This window comes from Labrenzia sp. CP4, from assembly GCF_001579905.1.
In the GTDB taxonomy this organism is placed as follows: domain Bacteria; phylum Pseudomonadota; class Alphaproteobacteria; order Rhizobiales; family Stappiaceae; genus Roseibium; species Roseibium algicola.
Genome location: NZ_CP011928.1, coordinates 53,566 through 76,019 on the forward strand (window position 1 = coordinate 53,566; position 22,454 = coordinate 76,019).

Consider the following 22,454-nt stretch of genomic DNA (forward strand, 5'->3'; position numbering starts at 1 on the left):
GCAACTCTGTCGCGAAGTTTGACGCCAGGCCCTTGAAATGAATTTCAGAGGCTTGGCTGTTCGCTTCGCTCGCTTCAACCCGCCACCGTTCGCCCCCATCATCGCCGCCCGCAGGTTCAGCGCCCTCCATGGCCATCTATCATTTCCATGTTCAGGTGATCTCCCGGAGCGAAGGCCGGTCGAGTGTCGCGGCGGCGGCATACCGGCATCGTACCCAGATGACGGTATCGAACGATCTGGACCACAAGAAATTCAACTACGCCCATAAGGACGGCGATCTGGTTCATGAGGAACTGGCGCTGCCGGATCAGACGCCACAGTGGTTCCGGACACTGATCGACGGGCGGAGTGTCGCCGGCGCGAGCGAGGCTCTTTGGAATGCGGTCGAGGCGCATGAGACCCGCGCCAATGCGCAGCTTGCCCGCGAGATCGTGTTCGCGCTGCCGTCGGAATTGAGCCGCGAAGAGAACGTTGCCCTCGTCCAAGGCTATGTCCGCGAAGCCTTCACATCGAGAGGCATGATTGCGGATTGGGTCTATCACGACAAAGAAAACAATCCGCATGTCCATGTCATGCTGACGATGGCTCCTTTGACGGAGGCGGGGTTCGGGTCGAAGTGGGAAACGCTTCTCGATGCGAAAGGAGAACCGGTTCGGGCGGGAGGTCAGAAGAACGGCAAGATCCAGTACAAGGCATGGGCTGGCGACAAGGAAACGCTGAAACAGTGGCGGGAGCTTTGGGCCACGCATGCAAACAAGAGTTTGGAGCAAGCCGGCCAGGAAACGCGGATCGATCACCGCAGCTATGAGGCTCAGGGGATCGAGCTTCGCCCGACATCCAAGATCGGAGTTCAGGCTCGCAACATTGCCAAAGAGGCCAAAGCCCAAGGACGTGAAGCCGATCTGGAACGAGCGGTCTGGCATGCGGAAAGTTGCCTGGAGAACGTTCGGCGTATCAAACGCCGCCCGGAAATTGTCATTGATGCGATCACACGCGAGAAGAGCGTTTTCGATGAGCGGGACATTGCAAAATACCTTCATCGCTATGTGGACGATCCGGGTAAGTTCCAGGACCTGCTGGCGCGCGTTCTGAATTCCCCGGATGTCGTGAAGCTCGCCGTCGAAGCGGTTGATCCGGAAACCTGCGAAATGGAACCGGCGAAGCTCACCAGCCGGGAGATGATGCGGCTCGAATCGGAGATGGCGCGGCGGGCCGATCACCTTGTTTCCGCTTCCTCCCATGGCGTCGATGAGCGGTCTCGCGCCGCGGTCCTTTCCAAGATCCAGCAGCTTTCCGATGAACAGCGTGTTGCGATTGAGCGCATCACGGCCGATGAGCGAATGGCGTCCGTTGTCGGCCGGGCAGGGGCGGGCAAGACCACGATGATGAAAGCCGCCCGTCAGGTCTGGGAGTCGAACGGCTATCATGTCGCCGGCGCCGCCCTGGCGGGCAAGGCGGCCGAGGGGCTGGAGAAGGAAGCTGGAATCGCATCGCGCACCCTGGCGTCCTGGCAATTGTCGTGGGCGCGGGGTGAGGGGCTTCCGGATAGAAAGACCGTGTTTGTGATTGATGAGGCGGGCATGGTCGATAGTCGGCAGATGTGCGTCTTTGTCGAGACGATCGCGAAGGCCGGAGCCAAGCTCATTCTGATCGGGGACGCGGAGCAGCTGCAGCCGATCGAAGCCGGTGCCGCGTTTCGGTCCCTGACGGGCCGAACGGGCTACGCGGAACTTGGCACGATCTACCGTCAGCGCGAACAGTGGATGCGCGATGCGTCCATGGATCTTGCACGGGGCGATGTCGCCAAAGCGATCAACGCGTATCGCGCCAACGGTCACGTTGTCAGCATGCCGCTCAAGGATCAGGTCATCAAAGGCATGATCGATGACTGGTCGGCCGACTACGATCCCTCGAAGTCGATGCTGATGCTTGCCCATCTTCGAGCTGATGTTTTTGAGCTCAACAAGTTGGCACGCGCCACGCTCATTGAACGCGGTCTGATTGAGGAAGGGCACAAGTTCCGTACCGAGGACGGCGAACGGTTCTTTGCTGCTGGCGATCAGATCGTGTTCCTGAAGAACGACCGAGACCTAAACGTCAAGAACGGCATGATCGGCCGCGTGGTCGAAGCGGGTGAGGGGCGCATTGTTGCAGAGATCGGGGCTGTTGGTGGTAGTGGGGGATCGGATCAAACCCGGCGCGTCGAGGTCAACCAGAAGACCTATCGCAATGTCGATCACGGCTATGCGACGACGATCCACAAATCTCAAGGCGCGACCGTCGACAAGGTCAAGGTTCTGGCAACGCTTTCGCTGGACCGGCATCTGACCTATGTCGCGATGACCAGGCACCGGGAAGACGTGAAGCTCTATCACGGAGCGTTGTCGTTTGCGAAGAATGGCGGCCTGGTCGAGGTTCTTTCCAAGAAAGGTGCCAAGGATACGACGCTCGATTATGCGGGCTCGGAACTCTATGCCCAGGCGCTCAGCTACGCGGGCAGTCGGGGTCTCTACGGACTTCGGGTTGCGAAGGCCAAGGTGCAGAACCAGCGCCGTTGGTTTGGCGAGCAAAGGGCGAAGCTCTTGGCGCTCGGCGAGCGGCTAGCCGTGCTCGGCGCAAAGCTTGGCATTGGTTCACGCGGTCTTGCCACAAACGCACTTACCGTCCAAACAGAGCCACGCGAACAGGCGGCCCCGCTGCAGCCCTGGATCAAAGGCGTTGAGGAATGGGCACTATCCGTCACTGAGACTGTGGAGGCCAAATTGCAGTCCGATGCAACGTTGACAGCCCATTGGGTTGAAATCCAGAACCGCGCCCGTCTCGTCTATGAGCAGCCGGACGAGGCCGTAAAGTCGATGCGGATCGATGACATCGTGAAATCGAGTGGCGCTGAGCAGGTGTCCGCCCGCGATAAGCTCGCTGAAGAATTGGCGAATGCGCCCGAACAGTTCGGATCGCTACGCGGCAAGACGGGAATGCTTGCGGGCAAGTCCGCTCGCGAAGCTCGCGAGCAGGCGTTGAACAACGTTCCGCAGCTCAGCGACGATGTGAAAAACTACATCCGTCTCAGGGCCGAGATCGGAGACTTGCGCACGGTGGAGTTGGAACGGGAGCGGGATCTGTCGCGCGTCGATGTGCCGGCGCTGTCGCCGGCGGCCGATGGCGTCTTGTCGCGGATCCGCGATGCCATCGACCGCAACGACCTGAATGCGGGCCTGTCCTTCCTTCTGGCGGACAAGATGGTCGAGGCCGAGCTCGGTGAAGTCGCCGCGAAGCTGGACCAGAGGTTCGGCGAGAGAACGTTCATGGCCGGTCTCAAACCGGAGGGGCCTGCCTTTGAAAAGGCCGCCGCCCGGGTTGCCGATGAAGATCGGAGCAAGCTTGCGGATGCATGGCCGAAGTTCAACGCGCTGCAGAAAGTCGATGCAAAGAAGCGTTCCCAGGAGAAAGCTCAAGCGCAGGTGTTGAAAAAGGAACAGGTCAAAGATCAGGGCATGATCCGGTGATAGAGAAGGCGCGGCGATGGGGCAAGCGGAAAGCCTTGGCAATCCTGTCGCTGGCCGGATTAGCGATTGGCGGCATTGCCGCCGCCGGTTTTCTCGGCGGCTACCGGATCAACACCACACCGAGTTTCCCACTCGGACTTTGGCGGATCGAGGAACTGTCCAGGGAAGCTCGCCGGGGGGACACCTTGTTCATCTGTCCGCCGGCGAATTCGCCGGCGATCGAACTGGCGCGCGATCGGCTCTATCTTCCTGCAGGTTTGTGCAACGGCGGCATGGCACCGCTCATCAAAACCGTTGTGGCCTTGCCGGGACAGACCGTCACCATCGAGGGCAATCAGGTTGCCGTCGATGGCGAGCTCCTGGCGCATTCTTCCATCCAGGCGAAGGACGAGCAGGGGCGTCCATTGACCGCCTATGCCGGGGGTATCGTTCCGGCGGGCGATATCTTTGTTCATTCCGATTACGTGGCTTCTTATGATTCAAGATATTTTGGCCCCATCCCGGCGAGCGGCATTCTCGGCCTGGCGCGAGAAGTGCTCACCTTCCAGCCCTAAATTCGCGCGGGGTCTGCTTTGCGTCCTGGGAGGCATTGCGACCGGCACAATCGGCTGGTCCGGCAACGTGCTTCTGCTGCCGGCCGGAATGCTGTTTCCGGCTTTCTGGGCCTATTCTCCGTCCCGATCCGTGGCGGCGCTGGTGGCAGCGGCGCACTTCCTCGGAGCCTCACGAGGCTTGCCGCAGGGCGCGTCCATATTCTTCGGATCCCAATATGCTATCGGAATCGGCCTTTGGTTCGCAGCGTCTCTCGTCTTTGTCGCCGTCTATTCCGCGCTGTGGTCGGGCCGATCCGGTTGGCCGCGAATGCTGCGGTATCTAATCGCAAGCGTTCTGATGAGCTTGCCACCCTTCGGAATCATGGGTTGGGCCAGCCCGATCACTGCGGCCGGCGTGCTCTTTCCGGGATGGAGCTGGTTCGGACTGGCAGCGACCGCGATCCTGTTGCTCATGATGACCACAAGCCTTTGGAGGATCGCGGTCCCGATTGTCGCCGGATGTGCTGCTTGGTCCGCCGCATTCTGGACGGACCCGAACGTAATTGAGGGTTGGACCGGCATCAACACCACTTTCCGCTATGAAGGGGCTGGACAGCACGCCGGTTATGAGCAGCAGCAGGAAACAATCGCCATGGTTCGCAAGGCGGCCGGGCAGGGGGCTAAGGTAGCGGTCCTGCCCGAGAGCGCTTTAGGACTATGGACTCCGACGACGGAACGGCTCTGGACAGATGCTTTGTCGGATCTGTCAGTGACCGTGATCGGGGGCGCCGCGGCCATTCAAAAGAGCGGCTATGACACGGTGATGGTGGAGATCGCGAAGTCGGACACGCGGATCCTCTATCGCGAACGCATGCCGGTCCCGGTTTCCATGTGGCAGCCTTGGCGCCGGCTCACAGGAGACGGCGGCGGAGCCAACGCCTACATATTCTACAATCCAGTTATGCCTGTCGCGGGCTATCGCGCAGCGCCGTTGATCTGCTACGAGCAGTTGATTATCTGGCCTGTCCTGCAATCCATGGCTTTGAACGCCGATATCATCGTGGCGATCGCCAACGGCTGGTGGACCGGCGGAAGCAACATTACCGCTATTCAGCGTGCCAGCGTCACAGCCTGGGCAAAGCTGTTCGATGTTCCGCTGGTGATCGCATTCAACGAGTGAAGCCATGATAGATGCCGCCCTGATAGAACAGTGTGCCGACCCTTCCTTGACCCCTGCCATCGTTGAAGAGTTCATTGCGGCGGCAGGATCAGAAGATCCGTTGAACGTGACCGTTCGTGCCGGATCGAAGACGTTTCTGGTGCCGAAGGTCAAATCACCCGAAGAAGCGATGAAGCTGGTTCAGGATCACCTCGGCAAAGCCGTCGTGCGCGTCGGGCTCACGCAATACCCCGTTGGAATTGGCGTCACCGACAAGTCCCAGGTCACCGCGGATGTGTTCGACACCTGCAACAACATCAAAATCGGGACCGCGCTGTTCGCCCGCGTCTATCGGGTCGTGACGAAGTGGTACGGCACGCCGGTTCAAGAGGCGTTCGAAGATGCCATCGAGGCATACCAGACCGGGTATTTCGACGGTGAGTATGTGTTCACGGCTAAAGACCCAGGAGAGAGCGTTGATCTGGCTGCTCCGGACCCGGCCGCCTCAGTGGAGGGAGCGCCGGCGCCAGAGGCTGACAATGCGAGTCCGGACCCCAGGAATGAACTCCGGCAACAGCTATGGGCGCAGGATCCAAACAAGGCGGACATTGGCGTTGATCTGTCCGGAATAGGGGACTTCAACAGAGAATGACCAGCCACATCGTTGTTGCCGTGTATCTCTGTGCTGCGACATGCCAGCCACAGCAATTGCGCGTTTGGGACGGTGACAGTTTCCTGATCGGCATGAAGCACGGCTCGGAGCGTGTGCGGGTTCTCGGCCTGGATACCGCCGAGATCGACGGAAAATGTTCCTATGAAATCCAGATGGCAAAGAAGGCCAAGCGCCGGCTCGCCGAGTTGGCGAACGGACAACGCATTCAGATCCTCCGAAATGGCAAGGACAAGTATGGCCGCACCCTCGCAAGGGTCTTGGTCAACGGCAACGACGTAAGCCAAATTCTCATCAACGAGGGGCTTGCCCGGCCGTGGCACGGACATCGCGAGCCGTGGTGCTAATCTTTCGGCTTCTTGATCCGTCGAAGAAACTCCATCGGATCCACGTTGAGCGCCAATGAAATCTGATAGATTGTAATAACGGTTGGGTTCCGTTTTCCGCGTTCCAGGCTGCTCAGATATTGCTGGCTGATGCCACTGATCGCCGCAATTTCCTTTTGCGTCATATTCCGCTCATCTCTTAGGCGGGTGAGATTTTTTCCGACGAGGCGGCGCATGTCCATGCGCTTTTGATTGGCAGCTTACAAAATTAGAGTTTATCAACTTCTCTATTCGTCAAACATGGGGATTGACGGGCGACCGTATTAAGAGACTTTTGCGCCTGCGTCGCCATTATTCACGTCATCATGTCGGCTTTCCGCAAATCTGTTTATTAAATGGCCTAGTTTTCAAATTTCGTGCGAAATGTATTTGAACAACTTCGTCACGAATATACATAGATGGCAAACGAAATGTTTTTGATATTTTCAGCCACCGCTCCTATACTTATCCGCTAGTTGATTCACGTCTATTCGATGGTGAAATTGACCCGAGACGTTCACATCTCGACCCACAAATGACGAAGCTCAATTCTGTTTAGGTTGAGTTCTCGTTCGTGTTCGGATGATAGGACGGCGATACGCAGATTGGTGTCGTGGCTGACTAGATTCAGACGATCATCAAGACTCCAACCGGAAATACCAACACGAGATAGGGCGCGAATCCAGAAATCGAGTCGGTTGATCCAAGACACTATGCCGCCCGTCTGCACATAAGCGATCATGACTGCCTGTTCGTGCGCAGCGCCGTGCAATCCCGCCTTGAAGCGCTGTACGCCACCAGTGCTGCCGTTCGCAACGCGCAAATACTCACGCTTGTCTCGGTTCTTGCCCTTTGGTGTGGGAAGTCGTTTGCATTCAATTGGAAGAAGCGTATCAAAATCGTCATGCCGGCGTCCTTCAATCCAGATGACCTCTCCCGCTGGCGCTGCAACGAGATCAATTCGGCGCGAAAGCTTCGTTTCGTCGGGCTCTTCGATGCGGAACTGGAGAACGTCCCAGCCGGGAGATTTTCGGGTGGTGCCGTTAAGGTGAGCGCAGAGTTGCGAGGTTAGTTGTGTTTCAGAATCCGCAGTTGGTCGACCACCACGATCCCGCCAGCTCGGCAATTCTTCCAGAATGAAAGTTATCAGTTGATGAAGCCAAGTCTTCGGACGATGTAGGTCGGGTGAGAACCCCCCACTCTGAACATTAACTCCGTCAGAATCCGCCAGCATTCAAAATCCTTGCGCCCGAAGATCGGCCAATACGTCGTCGCTATCGCGCAATGCCACCGAACGTAGCCAGTAACGAAGACGATCCGGCTTCAGAAGGAAAATAAAATGCCCGTCATATATTCTTGCGATGCGTGTAATGGAAACCGACGTGCCCTTTTGTTCCCTTAGTAGAACATCAATCTTGTCGTGCAGCGTATCTTCGCCGTCCCAATCGATCACCCCAGTCCCAAACACGAAGGGCTGGCAGACGATTCCTGACCAGCGCCGCGGTGTCAGCGATATCAGCGGCTTTTCTTGATAAACTGTGTTGATCTGCTTGCAGAACAAACGTGCGAAGTCGTCAAGTACCTGGCAGGCATCCTCGCGTAAAAGACAAGACTCGTTGCCCTTGCGAACGAATTCTCGATACTGGTGGACGATATCCTCGGCAACAATTCGCTCATTGTCGCTGAGGTCGAGATCGCCATCCTCAGGAAATGGCAAAGCAAGCACATCAGCTCCGGCAATATTAGTCGCCTTCTGGGTGAAGAGCTTCGTGCTGATCCCAGCTGCATAGGCGCGCAACGCGATCGACTCAGTTTTGAGCCAGCGTGCAACTACCTCTAGATCGTCGCGGCCAGCCTTGGCGAATCCGACGATCTGGTTCTTAAAGGTGAGATACTCTTCAGACCAAATCGCATTTGGCAAATCTTCATGTTCGCGGACCAAGAGCATAGGCGGAGTGAAGAGTTCGGCCGAGCGAGGGCCCTCAATCGGCTTGTCTGGCACTACAGTGATTTGGCTTTTGTCGATGCCGGTCACGGAAAGAGCGGTCGAGGGCAGAAGTGGCTTGCCGATCAGGTGATCAGAGGGCCGGGATACACCCTTCTGGCCCTCAACGAACCCCTCGCGAACATGCCACCCTCGTTCAGCGGCATGCTGCTTAAGCGTACGATATTGCTTGAGCCTTTTGACGAGGCTGTAAGCGCGCGCCCCGCCCAAGAGACCCGAACGCCAAATTTCAGGTCCGGGTTCCGCGAGAACGTCACTGCGCGGTAGCCAATGCAAATCATAATAATCGATATCGAAACCTTGTTCGGCATCGGCACGACCAGCGCGACGGAAAACAGCGTGCAAGATTCTGCGGTTATTGGGTGGTTCAGCCGCATCCGCAACGACGGCGACAATTTTAGTGTCTGCGCCACCTTTGCTAAACAATCCACGAATCGACACAAAATCGAGGATTTCGCGCACATCCCAACGTGAAAAAAAGGCAGTGCGAACAGGTGCGGAGCTGGCGTTGTAGATCAGGTTATACTGTTGAAGCATGGAGAGCGTACCCCCAGGAACGAGAAGTTCCATGGCTTCATGCAAGAACAGGTACGCAATCTGCTTGTCTGCCCCAGTACCGATAGCTTCTGTGAAGCGCTGATAGCTTCGGATTGCACCTTGCGTCTTGAGGGCGGATACGAAGGGTGGATTACCAACAACGACGCCGATAGGGCCAACAATGCGTTTTTTCTCCTTTGCTTCAAAAAAGCAGGATTCTATTAGTGTACGGTCGTTTAGCTTTGGGAAAAGCTGAACACTTGCGCGGATATCTTCAGGCTCCAGCGCGTCGCATAGCGCCAGGCACAAGCTGAATGCTGCTAGCTCGATCGCGCCACCTTCGACATCAACCCCGCGAAGGCGTTCGACTAATGCGCGTAACACATGGACACCAGGTTTAGCCCAGCCGTTTCGGCTTCTCCAGTGCAGCACGAGGCGCTTGTAAGCCTCGACCAAGAAAATACCAGAGCCACATGCAGGATCGAGGATGAGTTCGTCTCGGTCGATCACCCGGTCAAGTCGTTGCCAGCTCAATGCCTCATCAAGCATGAGGCGGACAAGCGAAGGAGGTGTATAGACGGAGCTATCGGTGTCGGAAACGAATAGCTGATAGATATGGCTGATAACCTCGACGGGTAAATCGCGGAAAGAGTAGAGCGCCCAGAGGTTGAGCTGCCCTCCTGCTTCAACCCGCGCCTCTATCAGCGTGCTGAAACCTTGAAGTTCCGTGCTGTTCTCAAGTGCGGCGCGGTCCTCGTCGTGAATTCTGAAAATGTGGCCGTTGAAGCGCATTTCAAGAGATCGAAGAAGTTGTACAAGCGCAGGACCGTCCTCAAGAACATGAAAAAATCTCGTGGCACCTTCAGTAAATTGCCCGAAAAAGTCGGCTGGGAGAACGCCGCGTTCTTCCAGATAAGCAATGAGGAGTGAAAGGATAAGAAGGCGGCGTCGAAGCCCTGCGTTCAGTAGACCACTACTCTTCAGTCTAGAATGGAGGCCACTAACGGCATCGACAAGCCGGCGATGTGCCGATTTCGACGCGGATAGAAGTAGCTTGCAAGCTGCTGGATCATCCCAAAGCGTGCTGTTTCGCAGTCTTTCTGCGTCCCACCAAGCTTCTTTTGCAACTATACGTGAAGCGAGTCCCAGTGTTTTAACTGGTTTGCAGACTAGATCTCCCGAAGCCGAAATGAAATCGGCCTTGTGGGCGCATCGGAAGAGCTGCACCAGGCCTGGTATCCGCCGATAAAGGAGTGGAACGCCGCCCCAACTCCAGATTCGTTTGTGCAACTCCGCAAACGCCGGATTATTAGCAGGCCCATCATCGACGAATAAGAACGCTTGCGGTGCCCCCGGCCTGCCTTGTTTCCCCGCTTCGAAAAACACCGCGTAGGCGCCATATGAGGCGGCCTTCTCCATGGTCACAACTTCTTCGGGCGGACGGCCATCAGGCAAATATCCTGCGACCCGAACTAGACCATCAATCTGGACACTGCTGACATCCAGATGCTCAATCCAAGCCGTTTTCGCGCCGCTGACGGACATACTATATTCCGCTTTTGATCGGCTGCATCAGGACTTACGATTGTCTTTGCTGAGTTCAAATCCTTCACGAAGCAAGTCAACCATCGTCATACCCTGGGCAACGGCATAACCTTTAAATGCCTTCTTGAAGTCGGCCGGAACCTTGAAATTCAGAGTTTCGAGCTTCTCTATGGAGTGACGGCTTGTAGAATTCAGCGCGTCCTTCGTTGTGTTGATCGCCATGACCACTTTCCTCTGCTCACCGCAAGCAGAGGAACGAATAACAGAATTCTGTATGGCCAGCAATCGGGCAATACAGAATGGCTGAAAGAGCAGCGGAACTCTTTGTCGCGTCTGGATGGATGTGATTAAGGCGCGTAGCGGCCCTCTTCCTCAAAGCAGTCGCACCACATGTCGCGCCAAAACGTGTCACATGACAATCTCCGTGACGATACTGTTCATGATCTACCAGTTTGCTCGCTAGCTGGTCCGTGTCTGGCGGTGAGAATATCCCGTTTGGATACATGCTTCTCTGCGTGGTCGATGCGAGGTCGCTTCGAAGGAACATCGCAGCATAGAGTGATGGTGGTTGATGTTTCCTCGCGGCTAACTTGTGTTTTCCTGTGTTGCAGTTCACTGTCCGACTGTGGGTTTGGGAGGTACACGTGACAAAAGCAGAATTCTTAAATTTGAAGTCCGTGCGCCCTGCGCCGGATGATCTACCTCGAAGCCTTCGGAATTTCATTGACTATCGAAAGTCGGGCTTAAGTCTCAATCACATCGTCGGGTGTCCTCTGGATTGTGGCTACTGCGTACGCCACTTGTTCGAGAATTTTTCGATGAAGCGACCCCACCTCATCGTCGATGACGAAATCGCCGTGCAGGAACTCATCGGCCATTGGGCGTTTCGTGCTCACACGACTCCGATTCAGATTTTCAACCGAGCTACGGACCCCTTCCTGCCTGGTGTGAAGACGCATCTTTTCAAGACCCTCGAAGCTCTGGATAGGCGAGGGCTCAGCAATCCAGTCCTGGTTATCACCCGATGGCGAATTGATCGATCAGACGTTGAGCGTCTTGAAGCTCTCAAGAACCTGCAACTGACGATCTTGGTCACCTGGTCAGGGATCCATGACGAACGTGTGGAGCCAGTACCGTCGGCGATAGCCGCAGGAAGCTTGGAAGTGCTGGCTAAATCGGCGTCTCGTGTGAAGAAGATCCTCTACTGGCGCCCGATTATCTCGGGTCTAAATGATACGATCGACCACTTCGCGTCTGCACGCCGGCTTTCGGAGTTAGCGGATGCGACGGTTTTCACGGGCCTCTTTTACCGGAAAGAAATCCAGGCCTATTTTCGAGAAGCCGGGGTGCCTGACCTTTACACGGATTTGGCCCGACGAAAGATTTTACCACGTGATACCGAAAGTCGAATTTTGGCCCATTTCGAAGGGCGCCCGATCTTCCGCAAAACGTCATGCGGGGTCGCCTTCGCCCACGGGACACCAGATTTTAATGGTCATTTCGGCATCAGCGAAATTTGTAGCATCTGTCCCGAGGGCCAACGTGAGATCTGCAGTAAGCATCACCATAAACCTGACACTGAGGCTGTTCGAAGCCTCGCTCGTAGCGTCTCGCTGGCGGACCTAAATGGAATCGAGATTTCTGATCGTCGGATCGTAGTCAGTGGCAGCACCGAAGCGCAACGCTACTTCATGCAGCATACATTAAATTTCCAAGTCCACGACCGGGCGCAGCCGCATAGGCAGCATCGGCATGGGCGTGCGGAGATCGGATGGGAATGATTTGGGAAAAGACCTGGGTCGTCGACGTGGAAGGCAACGGAGCTACCCCTCCAGAGATTGTCGAGATCGCGTTGCTGGAACTCGTTGAACTCCGTCCCACCGGCCGAGAATTTCACTGGCTGATCAAGCCTGAGCAGCCAATCGCCGCGGTCGTGACTAGGATTCACGGCCTCTCCGACGATGTCGTAGCCGGTGCGCCGAGTATCGACGACATTGCTGACGACGTCGTCACATGGACTGACGGATGTGTGATCGTCGGTCACAACGTCCGGGTAGAGCTTGATGCTATAAGCCGATCGATTCCAGGATGGCAGCCATCCGCTGCAATCGATACTTTGAAGCTCGCGCGTTCCCTCCGCCCGGGCCTTTCCTCATACAGTTTGGAAAACCTCGGCGCCGCTCTCAAGTTGACGACCGAGGCAAAGCGGCAAACAGGCTTGAAACACCATTCCGCTCAATTTGACGTTGCGCTGACGGCCTTGTTGTTCGTTGAACTTCTAGGGCCGCTCGATCGCGCCGATCGTGATCTCCGTGTACGGGAAGCCGATATACTTTTCAAATCGCAGGAGAGCTTTTTGTGAGCGCGAGGAAAGTTAAAATCGGAATAGCCGGCACACATTCGACCGGAAAGTCAACTTTCCTGGAGCAACTGGACGCTCGCCTATCGACCGAAGGGGTAACCATCGGTCGGGTAGATGACCTCGCTACGGCGGCACGGGACCGCGGCTTTCCGATCCTAACCCAGCACAATTTCGAAAGCACACTATGGATCATGGCGGAGGGCATGAGGCAGGAAGCTGAAGCTGCCTTGCACTGCGAGGTCGTTCTTGTCGATCGTCCTGTTTTTGACGCGTTAGGCTATCTTTATGCCGCCCTCGAAATTTCGGACCGGTCTCTACCTGATCGTCAGCTCAACGAACTTCGCTCGATCGCTCTTGCTCATGCGGGTGACTATGATCTGCTTGTCATGACAGAACTCGATCCTGCAATTGGACTTGGTGAAGGACGGGATGGAAATCAGGAGTTTCGGGTCGCAGCCGCTAACAAGATCCGCGCGATCGCCGACGAGGCGGCTTTCGAATCTCTCATCCTGACCTCCACGAATACCAATGAAGTCTTGGATCAAGTTCTCAAAAGCATCCGCACGCGCTTGGCAGAATAGGCGTGGCATGTTCGCCTAATGCAGTTGGTTACTACAATTCCGGAAATATCATGTTGGGGGGAAAATGCCGGAAATTTTGAACAAGGTTATCAAGGATCCGATCCACGGGTTTATCGATTTTTATGGAGAACGCGAAAATGAGCTCAAAAACTTGCTCTCTGATCCGTTCTTCCAGCGCCTGCGTCGTGTCAAGCAACTCGGCTTTTCCGATTACGTCTTTCCCTCGGCCGCTCACTCTCGCTTCTCACATTCACTTGGCGTTTACAAAATTGCAAAACGAATGCTGATGGTTATAGAGCCCGAAGGGGCTGACGGGAAATGGTCGCCCAAGGCCGAAGCTTGCCTGGCAGCCGCGTTGCTGCATGACGTCGGCCACGGCATGTTTAGCCACGCCTTCGAGAAGGCCATGGAATTCTTTCTGGCGCGCAACTCGCTCGAAGGCGAACGCGCGGAGAGCTTCGAAGCTGCCGTCGATCATGAGTCTGTTAGCCGAAAGATTATCACCGACTCTTCGATCGGCACGGCGCTAACTAAGTTTGGTGGTTCTGAATTTCCCGGCATGGTCCGTGACATCATTAAGAAGAAGGATGAAAACTGCGTCTATACGTCCATCGTTTCAAGTCAGCTTGACGCCGACAGGCTCGATTACGCGAAAAGGGACGCCTACTTCGCCGGTGTGTCCTCTGGAGGAATCGACCTTGATTGGCTCTTACGGAATTTTAAGCCAGGTCAGAACGGTGATGCTCAATTTCTCTATGTCGATAGCAAGGCCTATATCTCGCTCGAACAGTTCACAGTCACGTTGTTCCAGCTCTATCCAACCATCTATCTGCACAAGAAGACAAGGGGTCTGGAGTTCATGTTCGCCCAGCTCTTGAGCAAGGTTTTTCAGCTGATCGACTCAAATGAGGTGACAGCCACAGGTCTTTCGGAGAACCACCCATTTATTCGATTTTTTCGTGAGCCGGACAATCTCGACCACGCGCACCTTCTCGACGATACGCTCTTTTGGGGATCCCTCCATCTATTGCGCGAAGCGACTGATCCTTCTGTCAGCGACGTCGCGACGCGACTCTCGGACCGCCGGATTTTGCCAATGGTCGATATCTGGAAGGTAGCCGACGAAGCACTTGCCGCACGCGTCGGAACCAGCAAACTGACTGCACTATCACGCGTTCAGCTGATCGAAGGAATCTGTAAGGCTGTTGCCGAGAAGCTGCAGGCAGATTCCTCAATCTGGAGCGATAGCTGCTATTACGACACGTATAATCGGCCAATCTATAAGACGAGAGGTGTCGTCGGCGGCCATCCCCAGCAGATCAATGTGAGCGTCGGAGGCAAGATCTTAGATATTGCCTCCATCTCTCCTGTCGTCGCAAGCGCCGCATCTTTCAACATCCATCGCATTTACTATGACGATAAAAAGTCCCCGAAAGTGGATAACTTGAAGAGAGCAATTAGGGAGTTGATCGAGGCAGAGCTGAAAAACTTGTAAAGCCAGGCTCGGCTGTTGAACCGCTGACAAGTTCCTCCCGAGAAATACTTTGATCGGTCAGCAGGCGTGTTTCAGGCTCTGTAGGCGATGTCTTCATTTAAAAGAATGCGCGACGTTGAATGTAACGTTATAACATTTCGCATAATAGTAATTATGGAATTTTTTTGATCGGTTGGTCAATTCCAATCGGTATTGAACAGCGAGTATGCCCATCCTGCACTAGTGCAGCTTGAACCTGACAGGTTTCCTGTCCGAAAACGTCCGATTGCGTACAGGCGCAAAACTCCCTGTCCACAAATTACCTTGACAGCATTCTGGACAGGCAAATAATTTGAACAGCCTTTTCGGACAGGAATGACGCTATGTCACGCACCTTTGCCTATACCCGCGTGTCAACGACCGGACAGACGACGCAAAACCAGATAGAAGAAATCCGGGCGGCGGGGTTCCACGTCGAAGACCGCCGGATTGTTACCGAGACTATTTCCGGCAGTGTGCCGATAACGCAGCGTCCGGAATTCTCTCGGCTGGTGGACCGTTTAGAGCCGGGCGACATTCTCATCGTGACGAAACTCGATCGCCTGGGCCGGGATGCGATAGACGTCAGTTCAACAGTAAAGGCATTGGCCGACGAAGGAGTACGGGTCTATTGTCTTGCACTCGGCGGGGTCGACCTCACGAGTTCCGCCGGCACGATGACCATGAACGTGCTCAATGCCGTTGCCCAGTTCGAGCGAGATTTGCTAATCGAGCGAACGCAGTCAGGCCTAAGACGTGCCAAGTCCGAAGGGAAAGTTCTGGGTCGGCGGCCAAGCCTGACAGACAGCCAAAAGCAAGATGTGCGGTTTGCCCTGAATTCCGGCAAAAGCATTTCCGCTATAGCCCGAGCATTTGGTACCAGCCGTCAAACAATCATGCGGGTGCGTGACGAAATCCGTTGAGCAAGAAGCAGGATCGGATTTCCATTCTTCGAAACGAGGGAAACCAAGAATGCAAACTTTCGCGGCATATGTCGGCGCAGCCGTTTTTGAAATAGCAGGATGTTTTGCATTTTGGGCTTGGCTGCGGCTCGACAAGTCAATCTGGTGGATCGTTCCGGGTCTCGCCGCGTTGAGCCTGTTTGCATATTTGCTCACGTTGGTAGATAGCGCGGCCGCAGGTCGTGCCTATGCGGCCTATGGAGGTATCTACATTGCGAGTTCTATCATATGGCTCTGGCTGGCCGAGGGCGTCCATCCTGACCGCTGGGACATTACTGGCGCAACGGTTTGCATGATTGGCGCGACAATCATTTTTTTAGGCCCGCGGGCCACATAGCCACGAGTAGGATGCGGACAGGAAAACTCACCGGATCGCGAAAGTCATGGCCTACCGGCGATGCAAGTCCCTATCAGATCACGATAGGCATCGTTCAATGGACGATTGCCATGAGAAGATAACTTTCTTTCGTCATCCAGTTTCTCCAAGGCAGCGAGTATGAATTCTGCGATGTCCATCCGGTCTCGTCGACAGGCATACCTGAACACGTGCAGGAGTTCTTTCTCCAACAGATCGACGCTTTTTGTCATTGCCGTTGCTTCCTTCTTTGATGATCAAGCCTGAGCCATCCAGCAACAGGAAGGTCAAGTCATAGTTTCTCCAACTATATCGTGGTTAAACTCAACCGATAGACGACAGAATGGGAAAGGTGGCCAGAAGCCAGAAGGCGAAAGCGGACAGATAACCCGTCATCATGGCAATTCCCATCACGATCATTACCACTGCCGCTACAATCCGCAGGCCTTTTCCAATGCGCCCAAACGCCTTCAACCTGGCGGCCAGCGTGTCGGTGAACAGGGCTGCAGGCAGGAACGGCACGCCGAGAGTGAGCGAATAGATCGTGAAGAGGGCGATACCGTCGGCAAGCATCGTCGACGCGGCGCCAACTGTCAGGATGGCATCAAGGATCGGACCGATGCACGGTGTCCAGCCAAAAGCGAAGGCCAGACCGAGGGCATACGCCGAGATGGTTCGCCAACTCGTCGAAGGAGGCGGGAACAAATATTGCGCTCAGACATTATAGAAAGATGGGTCAGTTAAGCGATTCTGGAAGGCGACTGAATGATGATGGGTGAAGGCATGGGCGGCGGAATGATGATCGGAATGGGGGTGGTGTGGATACTGAGTAAGCGGCGGCTGTCCCCCACCTATTCACTTCCGTCGTGATGCAGGAATCCATACCCATTGTTGATTTGGGAATGGAGGCGGGTTTGGGAGTCCATAGAGAGCTCCATATGGAGTCCGTATGCGGTTATGAGATTTTGCCGCGCGACACGGGAATGCGCCGTTGGCCCAATGAAGTGAAGGGGCAGCTTGTCGCGGAGACCTATCTTCCCGGGGTGACAGTGAACGAGGTCGCCCGGCGTGTCGGCATGAAGCCCAACCATCTCTCGGCATGGCGGCGTTTGGCACGGGAGGGCAAACTTGTGGTGCCGGATCTTCCGGGAGCCGAGTTTGTACCGGCCGTTCTGGAACCGCCCCCTGTGTCCATTGAAGAGGATGCGAAGCCGCTGGCCGCGGTGGAGATCATTCACGGCGGAACCACAATCCGGCTGGACGCTTCCGTGAGCCCGGACAGGATTGCCGATATCGTGTGCGCCCTTGGGCGTGGATCATGATTTTCCCCTCGAACCGGGTGCGTATCCTGGTGGCGACAAAGCCAGTCGACTTCAGAAAAGGACATGATGGGCTAAGCGCCCTGGTCCAGTCCGTTTTGCGCAAGGACCCGTTCACCGGCACGGTTTTTGTGTTCCGGTCCAGGCGAGCCGACCGCTTGAAGCTCCTGTATTTTGACGGCACCGGCCTGGTCATGGCTTACAAGCGGCTGGAAGATACGACCTTCACCTGGCCCGCCGTTCGGGATGGTATGATGTCGCTGAACCATGCTCAGTTCGAGGCACTGTTCTCGGGCCTGGACTGGCGCAAGGTGAAGGCATTGGAGGCTCGTTCTCCGGCTGCGGCAGAATGAATCAGGTGCCGGAAATGGCGGGCATCCGCAGCCGCCTCGGGCTATTCTCGGCCCATGCCTTCCACTGTCGCCATCGACCTTTCCGCGATCCCCGCCGACCAGCGTGATGCTGTCGCCGCGCTCTTGCGCGAAAGGGATGCGCTCAAGGAGATCAACAGGCGCCTGGAGCACCTGGTCGCGGAGTTGAACCACGCGGTTCACGGCAAAAGGTCGGAGAAACTCAGCGAAGATGAACGGCAATTGGCTTTCGAAGACCTCGAGACTGCCATCGCCGAGGTTGAGGAAAGCCAGGACACGCAGATCCCTTCCGAGGGCAAAACCCGCCGTCCGGCCCGTCGCAACCGGGGCAACCTGCCGAAGGACCTACCGCGCATCGAGCGTGTGATCGAGCCCGACAACCTGCAATGTCCCTGCGGCTGTGGTGAGATGCACAAGATTGGCGAGGATCGCACGGAGCGGCTCGACATCGTGCCCGCACAGCTGCGCGTGATCGTCACCGTCCGCCCCAAATACGCCTGCCGCGCCTGTACCGACGGCGTCACCCAGATGCCGGCACCGGCGCATCTCATCGAAGGCGGTCTGCCGACGGAAGGCGCCATTGCGCATGTTCTGGTTGCCAAGTACGCAGACCATTTGCCCTTGCACCGGCAGAGCCAGATCCTTGCCCGGTCGGGCATCGATATCCATCGCAGCACGCTGGCGGATTGGGTCGGCACCGCCGCGTTCCACCTCGCCCCGGTGTTCGACCGGCTGGCCGAGCATCTGAAGGTGTCGACCAAGCTGTTCATGGACGAGACCACGGCGCCGGTGCTGGATCCGGGCCGCGGCAAGACGAAAACCGGATATCTATGGGCCTTGGCCCGAGACGACCGGGCCTGGGGCGGGGACGATCCACCCGGCGTGGTCTTCTTCTATGCGCCTGACCGCCGCGGAGAGAACGCGGAGAAAATCCTTCGTGGCTTCGACGGGGTCCTGCAACTCGACGGCTACCAGGGCTACAACTGCCTGACGCGCCCGTCCCGCAAGGGTGGCGATCCGATCCGCGTGGCCCATTGCTGGGCGCACGCACGGCGGAAACTGAAGGAGGTGTTCGATAGAGACGGCTCCGAGATCGCCGCCGAAGGCTTGCGCCGGATCGCCGACTTCTACAGGGTCGAGGCCGATATCCGCGGAACGGCGCCCGGGCAGCGGCTCTCGGCCCGGCAGGCCCGCACCGCGCCTCTGGTCGCCGCCTTTGGCGAATGGCTGCAAGAGCAACGCCGCCGGGTCTCCGCCAAGTCCCGTCTCGGCGAGAAGCTTGCCTACATCCATCGTCACTGGGACGGTTTGCAGACCTTCCTCCACGACGGCCGTGTCGAGATTGATAGCAACAGTGTCGAGAATTTGATCCGGCCAATTGCATTGAACAGGAAAAATGCATTGTTCGCCGGCCATGACGAGGGCGGCCGCACCTGGGGCCGCATCGCATCGCTCATCGAGACCGCGAAAATCAACAACGTCGAACCCTTCGCCTATCTCAAGGCCACCCTCGAAGCCATTGCTGGCGGTCATCCGAAAAGCAGGATCGACGAACTCCTGCCGTGGAACTTCACCCCGTCAAGATGAAACCCGGTGGGCCGCAGACGGCGCTTACGATACTGATCGTAGTTTCCCTGATCCTCCTCATCGCCGCCCTGATTAAATATCTGCGCAAATGACGCAGGACTGATTTTGGAATTCAATCTTGAACTAAGAGCAAAAACCGGTCGTTCTGGTCACCGGTTCGAGCGGATATCTCGGCGCGGCCGTCACGCGCCGCTTGAGCTAAAATTATCTGGTCGTCGGCCTTGATCGCTACACGCCACCCACCCTACATGGCCGAATGCATGTGCTTCGACATCACGGACCAGTCAACATGGACAGGGCGCAGCAGCGGATCCGGTACGCCTACGGAAACAGGATCGCCTCTTGCATCCATATTGCCGCGTATTTCGACCTGACCGGCGAAGAACATCCGGCTTTCGAGGCAGTGACGATTGAGGGCACGAAGCAACTTCTCCAACTATATCGTGGTTAAACTCAACCGATAGATGACAGAATGGGAAAGGTGGCCAGAAGCCAGAAGGCGAAAGCGGACAGATAACCCGTCATCATGGCAATTCCCATCACGATCATTACCACTGCCGCTACAATCCGCAGGCCTTTTCCAATGCGCCCGAACGCCTTCAACCTGGCGGCCAGCGTATCGGTGAACAGCGCTGCAAGCAGGAATGGCACGCCAAGACCGAGCGAATAGATTGTGAGCAGAGCGATACCGTCGGCAAGCGTCGTCGACGCGGCGCCAACTGTCAGGATGGCACCAAGTATCGGACCGATGCAGGGTGTCCAGCCAAAAGCGAAGGCCAAACCGAGGACATAGGCCGAGACGGTCCGTCCGCCAGGTAGATCGAGATGGAAGCGTGCCTCGCGCATCATCCACGCCGGGCGGATCGTTCCGAGCATGAACAGCCCGAACAGCGTGACGATCCCGCCCCCAATGATGTTCAACTCGAACCGGTAGCTGAGCAACAACTGGCCAAGCGCCGAGGCGCTGGCACCGAGGATCACGAAGACCGTGGTGAAGCCAAGCACAAAGCAGAGGCTGAGAGCGAGCGTTGTGCTTCGGGCGACAGCTATCTCACCTGACGGTGAAGCGAAGGTCGACCGGCCGGCGACGTAAGAAACATATCCCGGCACCAGCGGCAGCACACAAGGCGAAAGGAACGAAATAATGCCGGCCACGAACGCGCTGAAGATACCGATATTGGAAAGTTCAGGCATTTGGACAAACTTTCAGAGACTCCGGCTTCATCGATTTATTTCCTTCCGGGCTTGGTCGATCAATCGCTGCATGGTTTGCAAGTCGGTAGCACCACGCAGGATCTCCTCGTCGATCGCAGAATCCTGCATGTCGGTCCGGAGTTGTTCGACATCGAGGCCTATCTCTTTGGCGACAGTAATGACCTGCGCTTCGTTGGCCGAGCCTGACACCTGCATCATCGCCTTGTGGAACTGAGGGTAGAGGTTCTGCCTGTACGCCGCGAGTGCTGCCTTCGCCGCGAACACGGAGTCCGGGCCCAGAATGGGAAACTCCTTGTAGACGATCCGCAATTGGGAATCGCCTTCTTCGGCCGCCACAATTGCGGATGCGACTTGCCGACAATAGGGGCAGTTATAGTCGAAGAATTCGACAATGGTCACATCGCCTTGCGGATTGCCGCCAACCGGACTTTCGGGGCTGTTGAGCAGTTCGTCACTGTTTGCGGTAAGGGCCGCCTGAGCCTCCGTCTGTTCTGCCTCCCGTTGCTTCCGTTCAAGGTTCTGCATGGCCTGGACGATAACTTCGGGGTTAGCGACAAGATAGTTGCGCACTCGCCGCTCGAACGCTTCCTGCGGCAAGTTCTCCGACGCGGTCGCGAGTTGCCGGCCTGTCTGGAACCCAGGATCGAGCTGATACCAGGCTCCTGCCGCGATGATCAGCAACATCGGAAGGAGGATCAAGCCGAAGCGGCGCCCCGTGGGTCTCGAAAACTGCGTCATTTCTCTTCTTCCACCATTCAGAGCCAGCCTGTCAGCCGTTCCCACCACCCTTTTTCGGTTGGCGGTTTTGGCGCATACGCATTGTTGATGAGCTGGTTGATGTAGAGCGTCACGTTTGCCCTCTGAAAGTCAACGCCATGGAATATCCCGGCATGTCGTCCGTTTCGGTCGATAACATGCACCATCGGCATATCCTGACCTTGGCTACTTAGCGCGGCGAAACGATCCGCAGCAGCGGCGGTTGTCTCCTCCCCGGACGGGATGACAAGTTTCCAGTTCGCCTCATCCCACGTAACCTCGATTGACGAGTCCGAGTCGTGAACGGTTACGAACGTGACCATTTCCTTCATCGGCGAAACGTTCACTTGTCCTTGCACGCCAGCGAGATCAGCCTGCTGTTCGGCGCATGGGCCGCCACAGTCCGTTGGCACAAAGCTAAGCACGATGACCTGATCAGAGAGATCATCGAAGTGCAGGACATTGCCACCCGGTTCTTCGAGATTGAGTTCGGGCATGGAAGGGCGATCTGTCACCTCGAAAGCCGGCTCCTTTTCGGTCATCACCTCGTCAATGCGTTCGCCGGGATGGTGGGCAAATGCCGGATGGGCGCTCAGCAGGACGGCGAGGCCCAGGAAACGCTTCATTCTGCTGCCTCCCGCGGGCCTTCAGCCGCTATTGCAAGCACCGAAACCTGGACGGTGATCTCTCCGGCTTTTTCGAAGCTGAGCGTCATGGGGAATGTCGTACCCTTACTGAGTTTGTGTTGCAGTCCCATCAGCATCAGGTGCATGCCACCGGGCGCGAGCGTGATCCGCTTACCCGCCTGCAACTCAAGCGTTTCGATGTGGTCCATGCGGCTTACGTCACCGTCCTTCTCGACTGCATGAATCATGACCTGAGCGGCCACAGGCGTGCTCGCTCCAATCAACCTGTCGTCCGAAGTGCTCTCGATCGTGACATAGGCGGCGCCGGGACGGGATGCGAGGATGGACGCCCGCGCCCACGCATCGAGGACGCGAACACTCTCACCGGCGAGTGCCGGCGATGCGACGGCCAAAGTTATCACGACTATTGCAATCAGTTTTCTCATAGTTGTTTCCCGGTCATTGTTGCAAGGACATGGGCGGCCAT

General features: G+C 56.5%; 23 protein-coding genes. 14 read left to right on the forward strand and 9 right to left on the reverse strand.

From position 1 onward, the window contains the following. The first annotated feature begins 128 nt into the window (after positions 1-128). From traA to ACP90_RS27630, 5 genes are read left to right on the forward strand one after another with little or no spacing between them, the layout of a single operon-like run. Positions 129-3,506: a Ti-type conjugative transfer relaxase TraA gene (gene traA, locus ACP90_RS27610; protein ID WP_062492149.1), complete on the forward strand. Its 3,378-nt coding sequence runs from the start codon at positions 129-131 to the stop codon at positions 3,504-3,506. Further along, positions 3,506-4,060, forward strand: coding sequence for a conjugative transfer signal peptidase TraF (gene traF / locus ACP90_RS27615; protein ID WP_062492228.1), 555 nt, complete (start codon positions 3,506-3,508; stop codon positions 4,058-4,060). The genes traA and traF overlap by 1 nt, the downstream gene beginning before the upstream one ends. Then, positions 3,981-5,219, forward strand: a complete 1,239-nt coding sequence (locus ACP90_RS27620) for a conjugal transfer protein TraB (RefSeq protein WP_077294757.1) — start codon at positions 3,981-3,983, stop codon at positions 5,217-5,219. Before traF ends, ACP90_RS27620 begins: the two co-directional genes overlap by 80 nt. Before the next feature lie 4 nt (positions 5,220-5,223). Further along, on the forward strand, positions 5,224-5,850 hold the full coding sequence (locus ACP90_RS27625; RefSeq protein ID WP_062492152.1) for a TraH family protein: 627 nt from the start codon (positions 5,224-5,226) through the stop codon (positions 5,848-5,850). Beyond that, positions 5,847-6,215: a thermonuclease family protein gene (locus tag ACP90_RS27630; protein WP_062492154.1), complete on the forward strand. Its 369-nt coding sequence runs from the start codon at positions 5,847-5,849 to the stop codon at positions 6,213-6,215. The genes ACP90_RS27625 and ACP90_RS27630 overlap by 4 nt, the downstream gene beginning before the upstream one ends. Here the strand turns inward: ACP90_RS27630 and ACP90_RS27635 are convergent. The 4 genes from ACP90_RS27635 to ACP90_RS27650 all read right to left on the reverse strand — a co-directional run bounded on the left by ACP90_RS27635 (position 6,212) and on the right by ACP90_RS27650 (position 10,542). After that, entirely contained in the window at positions 6,212-6,436 is a 225-nt protein-coding gene (locus ACP90_RS27635; RefSeq protein ID WP_062492156.1) for a helix-turn-helix transcriptional regulator, read from the reverse strand. The genes ACP90_RS27630 and ACP90_RS27635 overlap by 4 nt on opposite strands. Positions 6,437-6,750: 314 nt before the next feature. Continuing rightward, a complete protein-coding gene (locus ACP90_RS27640; RefSeq protein WP_062492158.1) occupies positions 6,751-7,467 on the reverse strand; it encodes a hypothetical protein in 717 nt (238 codons plus the stop codon). Beyond that, positions 7,468-10,320 carry an N-6 DNA methylase gene (locus ACP90_RS27645; RefSeq protein ID WP_286145778.1) on the reverse strand — a complete coding sequence of 951 codons (2,853 nt, stop codon included), beginning with the start codon at positions 10,318-10,320 and terminating at the stop codon, positions 7,468-7,470. Between the two features lie 27 nt (positions 10,321-10,347). Further along, positions 10,348-10,542: a hypothetical protein gene (locus ACP90_RS27650; protein WP_062492162.1), complete on the reverse strand. Its 195-nt coding sequence runs from the start codon at positions 10,540-10,542 to the stop codon at positions 10,348-10,350. 596 nt (positions 10,543-11,138) lie between these two features. Between ACP90_RS27650 and ACP90_RS27655 the strand changes: the two genes are divergently transcribed. The 6 genes from ACP90_RS27655 to ACP90_RS27680 all read left to right on the forward strand — a co-directional run bounded on the left by ACP90_RS27655 (position 11,139) and on the right by ACP90_RS27680 (position 16,075). Further along, positions 11,139-12,101 (forward strand): radical SAM protein, encoded by a 963-nt coding sequence (locus ACP90_RS27655; protein ID WP_088665295.1) that lies wholly within the window; start codon positions 11,139-11,141, stop codon positions 12,099-12,101. Further along, complete coding sequence (locus ACP90_RS27660; RefSeq protein WP_062492232.1) at positions 12,098-12,682, forward strand: 3'-5' exonuclease; 585 nt, start codon at positions 12,098-12,100, stop codon at positions 12,680-12,682. The genes ACP90_RS27655 and ACP90_RS27660 overlap by 4 nt, the downstream gene beginning before the upstream one ends. Beyond that, entirely contained in the window at positions 12,679-13,263 is a 585-nt protein-coding gene (locus tag ACP90_RS27665) for an AAA family ATPase (RefSeq protein WP_062492164.1), read from the forward strand. The genes ACP90_RS27660 and ACP90_RS27665 overlap by 4 nt, the downstream gene beginning before the upstream one ends. 64 nt (positions 13,264-13,327) lie before the next feature. Then, positions 13,328-14,758, forward strand: a complete 1,431-nt coding sequence (locus ACP90_RS27670) for an HD domain-containing protein (protein ID WP_062492166.1) — start codon at positions 13,328-13,330, stop codon at positions 14,756-14,758. Between the two features lie 362 nt (positions 14,759-15,120). Continuing rightward, on the forward strand, positions 15,121-15,699 hold the full coding sequence (locus ACP90_RS27675) for a recombinase family protein (protein ID WP_062492169.1): 579 nt from the start codon (positions 15,121-15,123) through the stop codon (positions 15,697-15,699). A 49-nt stretch (positions 15,700-15,748) separates the two neighbouring features. Then, entirely contained in the window at positions 15,749-16,075 is a 327-nt protein-coding gene (locus ACP90_RS27680) for a YnfA family protein (protein WP_062492171.1), read from the forward strand. A gap of 342 nt (positions 16,076-16,417) precedes the next feature. Here ACP90_RS27680 and ACP90_RS27685 read toward each other — a convergent pair whose 3' ends face one another. Continuing rightward, positions 16,418-16,798 (reverse strand): cytochrome c biogenesis protein CcdA, encoded by a 381-nt coding sequence (locus tag ACP90_RS27685; protein ID WP_062492173.1) that lies wholly within the window; start codon positions 16,796-16,798, stop codon positions 16,418-16,420. 233 nt (positions 16,799-17,031) lie between these two features. Here ACP90_RS27685 and ACP90_RS27690 point away from each other — a divergent pair, with 233 nt between their 5' ends. From ACP90_RS27690 to ACP90_RS27700, 3 genes are read left to right on the forward strand one after another with little or no spacing between them, the layout of a single operon-like run. Further along, the gene (locus tag ACP90_RS27690) at positions 17,032-17,415 is read left to right on the forward strand and encodes a transposase (protein ID WP_023014559.1); all 384 of its coding nucleotides are present in this window, start codon (positions 17,032-17,034) and stop codon (positions 17,413-17,415) included. After that, the gene (gene tnpB, locus ACP90_RS27695; RefSeq protein WP_023001579.1) at positions 17,412-17,765 is read left to right on the forward strand and encodes an IS66 family insertion sequence element accessory protein TnpB; all 354 of its coding nucleotides are present in this window, start codon (positions 17,412-17,414) and stop codon (positions 17,763-17,765) included. The genes ACP90_RS27690 and tnpB overlap by 4 nt, the downstream gene beginning before the upstream one ends. Before the next feature lie 54 nt (positions 17,766-17,819). Then, positions 17,820-19,370, forward strand: coding sequence for an IS66 family transposase (locus ACP90_RS27700; RefSeq protein ID WP_062488578.1), 1,551 nt, complete (start codon positions 17,820-17,822; stop codon positions 19,368-19,370). Positions 19,371-19,823: 453 nt separating this feature from the next. On the opposite strand, the gene ACP90_RS27705 is transcribed toward ACP90_RS27700, so the two are convergent. The 4 genes from ACP90_RS27705 to ACP90_RS27720 are packed head-to-tail and all read right to left on the reverse strand — an operon-like array spanning position 19,824 to position 22,413. Further along, complete coding sequence (locus ACP90_RS27705; RefSeq protein WP_062492175.1) at positions 19,824-20,564, reverse strand: cytochrome c biogenesis protein CcdA; 741 nt, start codon at positions 20,562-20,564, stop codon at positions 19,824-19,826. A 27-nt stretch (positions 20,565-20,591) separates the two neighbouring features. Continuing rightward, positions 20,592-21,323, reverse strand: coding sequence for a DsbA family protein (locus tag ACP90_RS27710; RefSeq protein ID WP_082809969.1), 732 nt, complete (start codon positions 21,321-21,323; stop codon positions 20,592-20,594). Positions 21,324-21,340: 17 nt separating this feature from the next. Further along, positions 21,341-21,967: a hypothetical protein gene (locus ACP90_RS27715; RefSeq protein WP_062492176.1), complete on the reverse strand. Its 627-nt coding sequence runs from the start codon at positions 21,965-21,967 to the stop codon at positions 21,341-21,343. Further along, a complete protein-coding gene (locus ACP90_RS27720) occupies positions 21,964-22,413 on the reverse strand; it encodes a copper chaperone PCu(A)C (protein WP_062492177.1) in 450 nt (149 codons plus the stop codon). The genes ACP90_RS27715 and ACP90_RS27720 overlap by 4 nt, the downstream gene beginning before the upstream one ends. Between the last annotated feature and the right edge of the window lie 41 nt (positions 22,414-22,454).